Below are 6,061 nucleotides of genomic sequence, written 5' to 3'. Positions count from 1 at the left end.
GAAAAGTTCGACATCGCGCAAGCCTGGCCGCTACGCACCGAAGGATCGGATCCGAAGACACTGGTGCTGACTGCCGCACCGAAGTACCAGGAAAAGGCGCTTGTCTGGGTTAAAACACACTATCCCGTGGTGCTAACCGAAGGAGAGAAGCCGCAGGAGACGACACTCACCGTGGAGGTTACGGGGCTCAGAAGTACAAAAGGCAGCGTGGTATTCTCCCTCTTCTCTGGTTCGGAGGGCTTCCCTGATAAAGGCGAGAAAGCCGTAGCAAGTGGACAGTGCGCTATCGCCGACGATAAAACAGCCCGTCTGATTGTCCCCAAGCTCGTGCCCGGTAGCTACGCAGTGACACTCTTTCACGACGAAAACGCAAACGGCAAGCTAGACACCAAGACCTTCGGGATTCCCAAAGAGGGTTTTGGTTTCTCCCGTGACCCCAAGATCCGTGTCGGGCCGCCGCGCTTCAAAGACACCGCGTTTGCCATCACGGGCGCAGGCTCCGAGCGAGTCATCACCATCAAGCTGGTGCATCTGTGAATCCGATTTCTATGGGGCGCGTGACAGTGGTATGGACTCCCGCCCGTGGCCTGAGTGTTACACTCGACAGCGTGCCGGTGATCCGTCGCTCGACTTTTTATCTGGTCAAAGCGGGCTGGAGCGGCGTGCTCTTCAACCCGACGGTGGTGCGGTGGAGCGAGACTCCCTGGCGCAAAGTCGGCCAGAGCTGGCTGGCGGAGGCGAGTGCGGAGAACGAGAGCGCTACCGTTGCCTTCGAGTGGCTCGTCAGCGAAACGTCGGTCAGTACAACTCTGCGCTACCGGCTCAAGTCCGATATTCCCACCGAGATCGAGTGGGCGGCGGGCTATGTCAACGCCAATCTTCTCGCGGGCACCTCCGTAAGTGGCGACACGCGCTTCGCCAAAATCCCATACGCTCCGCTCACCGGCTCACAAGACGAGCGCCGTGTCGGGCCGCCGTTCTCCAAGCTCGCGTTTCAGACAAAGCTCGGCCAAGTGATTTTTGGCTGGCACAGTACGGAGAAATCAGAAAAGCCCGTTTGTTTTGATGCTCGCACCGAGGCTTTCGAGTGGGCGCAAGCCGCCCCGACGTTCTGGCTGGGCCTTGGCTCACCCGCTCGGGCGGTGCGTTTTGCGGACGGGGAGCAGGCGGCGGTGTTTACAGTGGCGTTTGGCCCACCCCCTAGCGTGCCTACCCCCCCCGCCCCCGCCCGGCGGGGGAGCCTGAGTCGAGGCGATGCGTTTGTGCCGCAACCGGCCAAAGCGCCGCTGGTGATCCCAACGCCCAAAAAGCTGATGGTGACAGGCCCGCCTGTGCGCTTGACGAGCAAGATGAAGCTCGAAGTTAGCGGCCCCGGTGCGCAGCGAGCACTAGCACTCCTGCAAGAAAAAATTCCCAACCGAATAGATTCCCCCGTCGGACGGGGGCTGGGGGGCCGCCCTGAGTCCTACACAATCTCCGTTCGCAAAGACCGCATCCAACTTACCGGCAACGATGAGGCAGGCACGCTCTGGGCAGCGCAGACACTGCTGCAGTTAATAAATACTGATGTGCGTGGACAAGTCATTCACTCGGTGGAGATCGAAGACTGGCCGACGCTCAGCTTTCGGGGGGTGCATCTCTTTCACGGGCAGAACGCGCTACCGTTTCAGAAAAAGCTTATTTCGCGGCTCTACTCGCCCTTTAAGCTCAATCACTTGGTCATTCAGTGTGAGCAGCTCAGGTGGGAGAGTGATCCGTCGGTGGCTCCAAGCTGGGGCGGCACCAAGGCGGCGATTAGAGAGGAAGTGGCGTTTGCAACGGCGCATGGAATCACCTTAACGCCACTGGTACAGAGCTACGGGCACATGGAGTGGCTCTTCAACAAGCCGCAGAATCGGGCGTTTGCCGAGGACCCCGAGCTGCCCTACGCCGTGAATATATCCAATCCCGCTGCCGTCGGTTATCTGGAACGCTTGGTCGCGGAGGCCGATGACTTGTTCGGAGCCCCCGCGTTCCATGCCGGTCTCGATGAAGTGACCATGCGTGGTCGCTTCCCCTTTCGCTCAGCCCCACGGACATTTGCAGAGCTTTTTGTGAGCAACGCCAAGCACTGGCACGCTTTTCATCGTAAGCGTGGCAAAGAAATGTGGATGTGGGCCGATATGGTGCTACATCCCTCTGAAGTCGCGCCGTGCTTTGGCACCGCCCCGAGCGCCGCCGATGCGAAGGCGCTACGTGTGGGCCTGCCTAAAGATATCGTGATGTTCGACTGGCAGTACGGAGCACATGAGAAGTTCCCGTCGCTGAAGACACTGCGCGAGGCGGGATTTGCCAAAGTCGTTGCCTGCACCTGGTTCAATCCCGGCAATGTGGTGAATTTTGCGAAAGCGGCCGCCGAGTCAGGGGCGTGGGGTGGCTTGCAGACGACCTGGTGCGGCTACGAATCGAAAGCCGAGGTGCTCGATGGCCCTGAGCGGCGGCAGTTTGTCGCAATGGTACTGGCAGCGGAGCACTTCTGGAACGGTGGCGTGACCAAGCCCACGTGGGACGCGGGGGAAATCTTCAACCGGCTCTGGAGCGAGGATCAAAGCAAACCACAAGCGCCTCGTGCGGGCTCGGTCGCGGTGCTTCCCGGAAAAGCCCGCGAGGCACGTCTTGGCGATGGCGTTCTCTACCGTCTGTCTTCCACACTGCTTGCCGGAAAGCTCACCGAGCCCGCGCCGCTCTCGCTCCTGCTCGATCTGCCGGGAAGCGAGCTGCGCGTGATTGTCGCGGCAACGCATAAAACCGAGCGCGGTACAAAAGTCGGGGCAGTGACGGTAAATGGGAAAGAGACGGCGCTGGTCTACGGCGTGAATCTCTCCGCCGCCGATGATTTTACAGCCCTTTCTGATCCGAGCGTACGCACCGTCGCGCCCGGCTTGCGGAGCCTGGCAATCCCCGGTGGCGGAAAGCTGACGATCAGTAGCACGAATGGGGAATCAGGACTGGTCGTCTACGGGGTGACGGGGTTGGTATAATCCCCCCATGTTGTGCGAAAAATTTGATAATCCCGGTAAGGTGAGCTTTACCACGATCCCTACCAAGCGTGACGGTGACATGACCGAAGCGCAGGCGCTAGTGCGCTTTGCCAAGCAAGCCTTGGAGCTCGGCAAGCTTCAGGAATTGCTCTCTGCCGCCGGAACCCATGCGCTTCTCGTGGTGCTCCAAGGACGGGATGCCTCGGGCAAAGACGGTGCGATTAAGGGCGTGGCGGGTGCGATGAACCCTGGGGGGACACGTGTGGCGGCGTTTAAAGTGCCTACTCCTGAGGAGCGCGCTCATGACTTTCTCTGGCGCATCCACAAGCAAACCCCCGGCAAGGGCGAGGTAGTCTTCTTTAATCGCAGCCACTACGAGGATATTCTCGTGGTGCGCGTCCATAACCTCGCGCCCGAGGCGGTCTGGGAGAAGCGCTACGAGGATATCAATAACTTTGAGAACTTGCTCACCGACAACAACGTGATCGTGGTGAAGTTTTTCTTGCATGTGAGCAAAGAGGAGCAAGAGAAGCGGCTTTTAGAGCGTGAGGCCAACGCCGAGAAGTCCTGGAAGCTGAATCCCAGCGACTGGACGGAGCGCAGCTTCTGGGACGACTACAGCGCGGCCTACGACGATGTGCTGGAGCGCTGCTCCACCCCGGAGGCCCCTTGGTACGTGGTTCCCGCCGACAACAAGTGGTTTCGCAATGTCGCCATGGCCGAGGTGCTGATCGAGACGCTCAAGCCCTACAAGGCCGAGTGGAAAGCCGCTTTAGAGAAGCTCGGAGCGGAGCAGAAAATCGCACTGGAGAAGATTCGAGCCGGACAATAATAGCGCCTGGCTAGCCGAGCTTGCGAAGTTTCTGATCAAACGCCACGGCTCCGATAATCAGCAGGCCGATGTAGATATTCTGGTCGAACGGGTCTACGCCCAGCAGGTTCGAGCCGTTACGCAAAACGGCGATGAGCAGCGCCCCCAGAAGCGTGCCCGAGACGCGGCCCTCGCCGCCTGCTAGGCTCGCGCCACCCACCACGACGGCAGTGACCACATCCAGCTCGTAGCCACTGCCGCCCGTGGGGTTGCCGGAGCTGAGGCGGGCGGACTCCACAAGCCCTGCAAGGCCCGCCAGTGCGCCACCGATGGCATAGACTGCAAGCTGCACACGCTCCACAGGAACACCCGAGACGCGTGCGGCCTCGGCGTTGGAGCCGATCGCGTAGACATAGCGGCCCAGCTTGGTGTAGTGCAAGATAAAGGCGATCAGCCCGGCAACTACCACCACCAAAATGAGCGGCATCGGGACTCCCAGCACCTTGCCCGCAGCCAGTGCATTGAAAGTGTCGGGCGTCCCATCCACCGTGACGCCCTTGGCAATCCGCAGCGTGACGCCACGCGCGACCAGAAGCATCCCGAGGCTGGCGATAAAGGCGGGGACTTTCATCTTTGTCACAATCACCCCGACCAGCCCGCCCGAGAGCGCCCCGATTCCGATTCCCGCCAGCACTCCCAGCGGCACCGACCAGCCGGACTTGACCATCAAGTATGCGGAAGTGACGCCCGAGAGCGCGAGAACGCTGCCCACGGAGAGGTCAATTCCCCCGGCGATAATCACCAGTGTCGCGCCCATCCCGATCAGCAGTAAGTACGCGTACTGCCCCGTCACGCCGTAGAGGTTGTCCAGGCTGAGAAACGACTGGTGCCCGGTGGCCTGCGGCACGCGAATGGCGAAGAAAATGCAGAGCAGGAGCAAGGAAACAGCAGGTAGTAAGCGCTTGGCAAGTGTCATAGTGCGATATCTTTTCCGGTCATCATAAAGTGCAGCACGCGATCGGGCGTGGCATCCGCGCGGGCAATGTCTGCCACTAAGCGGCCCTGGAAGAGCACCAGAATCCGGTCGCTCATCCCCAGAAGCTCAGGAAGCTCGGAGGAGACCAGCACGATGGTCGCGCCCTCACGAGTGATAGCGTTCATCTGCTCGTATATCTCAACTTTGCTCCCCACATCCACGCCGCGCGTCGGCTCATCAAAGAGCAACACCGACGAGCCCGCATGGAGCCAGCGCCCGAGCACCCCTTTTTGCTGATTGCCGCCTGAGAGCGTCCCGATAAGTGTTTCCGTGCTAGAAGTCTTGATCCGCAGACGCTCGATCTCGGTCTTTGTCGCGGCTTTGTCCGGCCCATGGGAGAGCCACGGCCCCGGCGCGATCTTCTCCAGCCCCGCAAGAGTGACATTGTGGCGCACCGGCAGCCCCAGCGCCAGCCCCGTGCGCTTGCGGTCCTCCGTGAGCATCCCGACGCCCGCCTTGATCGCCGCCCGTGGGCCTTTATTCAGCGGCAGCGGCTTGCCATCCACAAAAACGGTCCCGACCATGTGCCGCAAGCCAAAAATCGCCTCTAGGAGCTCCGTACGCCCGGCTCCCATCAGCCCGGCGATCCCGACCACTTCCCCCGCATAGGTCGCGAACTGCACGCCATCCAGATCCACTTTGAGCCGCTCCGCACCGGGGGTGATGGTTTTCCGGGGATAAAAATCCGAGAGCTCCCGCCCCACCATGGCACGCACCACCGTGGACGTGTCGGTCTCGCTAATATTGGACTCATAGACTTGCAGACCATCACGGAGCACCACCACTCTGTCGCAGAGCACGAAGCACTCGGGTAGTCTGTGGCTCACAAAAACCATCCCGATGCCGCGCTCTCGCAGTGCCCGCAGCGTCGTGAACAGCTCCTCGATCTCTTTCTCACCTAGCGACGATGTCGGCTCGTCTAAAAGCAGCAGCTTTGCTTCTTCAGACAGCGCCTTGCAGATTTCCACCGCCTGTCGCTGCGCGGGGCCAAGTGTCCCCACCAGTGCATCAGGGTTAAGATCAAACCCGTGGCCCGTCAAGAGCGCCTGCGCTTTATCATGCATCGCCTTGTGATCCAGCAGGCCACTGCGCATTGGCTCCGCGCCTAAATAAATATTCGCGGCAACACTCAAGTGCGGCGCAAGATTCAGCTCCTGGTAGACCGTCCGAATCCCTAAGTCACGCGCCTTCGCG

At 60.6% G+C, this 6,061-nt stretch carries 5 protein-coding genes; 3 read left to right on the top strand and 2 right to left on the bottom strand.

What is annotated here, in order from left to right; translation table 11 throughout:
- From ACH2EH_RS04225 to ACH2EH_RS04215, 3 genes are all read left to right on the top strand, one after another.
- Positions 1-537, top strand: a 537-nt coding sequence (locus ACH2EH_RS04225; protein ID WP_395139256.1) for a DUF2141 domain-containing protein, incomplete at its 5' end; no start/stop codon positions are given.
- Positions 534-3,020, top strand: coding sequence for a glycoside hydrolase family 20 zincin-like fold domain-containing protein (locus ACH2EH_RS04220; protein WP_395139254.1), 2,487 nt, complete (start codon positions 534-536; stop codon positions 3,018-3,020). The genes ACH2EH_RS04225 and ACH2EH_RS04220, both read left to right, overlap by 4 nt.
- Before the next feature lie 7 nt (positions 3,021-3,027).
- The gene (locus ACH2EH_RS04215) at positions 3,028-3,852 is read left to right on the top strand and encodes a PPK2 family polyphosphate kinase (protein ID WP_395139252.1); all 825 of its coding nucleotides are present in this window, start codon (positions 3,028-3,030) and stop codon (positions 3,850-3,852) included.
- A gap of 10 nt (positions 3,853-3,862) precedes the next feature.
- On the opposite strand, the gene ACH2EH_RS04210 is transcribed toward ACH2EH_RS04215, so the two are convergent.
- On the bottom strand, positions 3,863-4,807 hold the full coding sequence (locus ACH2EH_RS04210; RefSeq protein WP_395139250.1) for an ABC transporter permease: 945 nt from the start codon (positions 4,805-4,807) through the stop codon (positions 3,863-3,865).
- Positions 4,804-6,061, bottom strand: a 1,258-nt coding sequence (locus ACH2EH_RS04205) for a sugar ABC transporter ATP-binding protein (protein WP_395139248.1), incomplete at its 5' end; no start/stop codon positions are given. The genes ACH2EH_RS04210 and ACH2EH_RS04205, both read right to left, overlap by 4 nt.

This window comes from Armatimonas sp., from assembly GCF_043760365.1.
Lineage (GTDB): Bacteria > Armatimonadota > Armatimonadia > Armatimonadales > Armatimonadaceae > Armatimonas.
The sequence above is the reverse complement of the archived record's forward strand: the minus strand, read 5'-3'. Positions and strand labels throughout refer to the sequence as shown.

Coding starts and splice junctions, on each gene's coding strand:
- ACH2EH_RS04215 (WP_395139252.1), top strand. CDS start 3,028: ATGTTGTGCGAAAAATTTGATAATCCCGGTAAGGTGAGCTTTACCACG.
- ACH2EH_RS04210 (WP_395139250.1), bottom strand. CDS start 4,807: ATGACACTTGCCAAGCGCTTACTACCTGCTGTTTCCTTGCTCCTGCTC.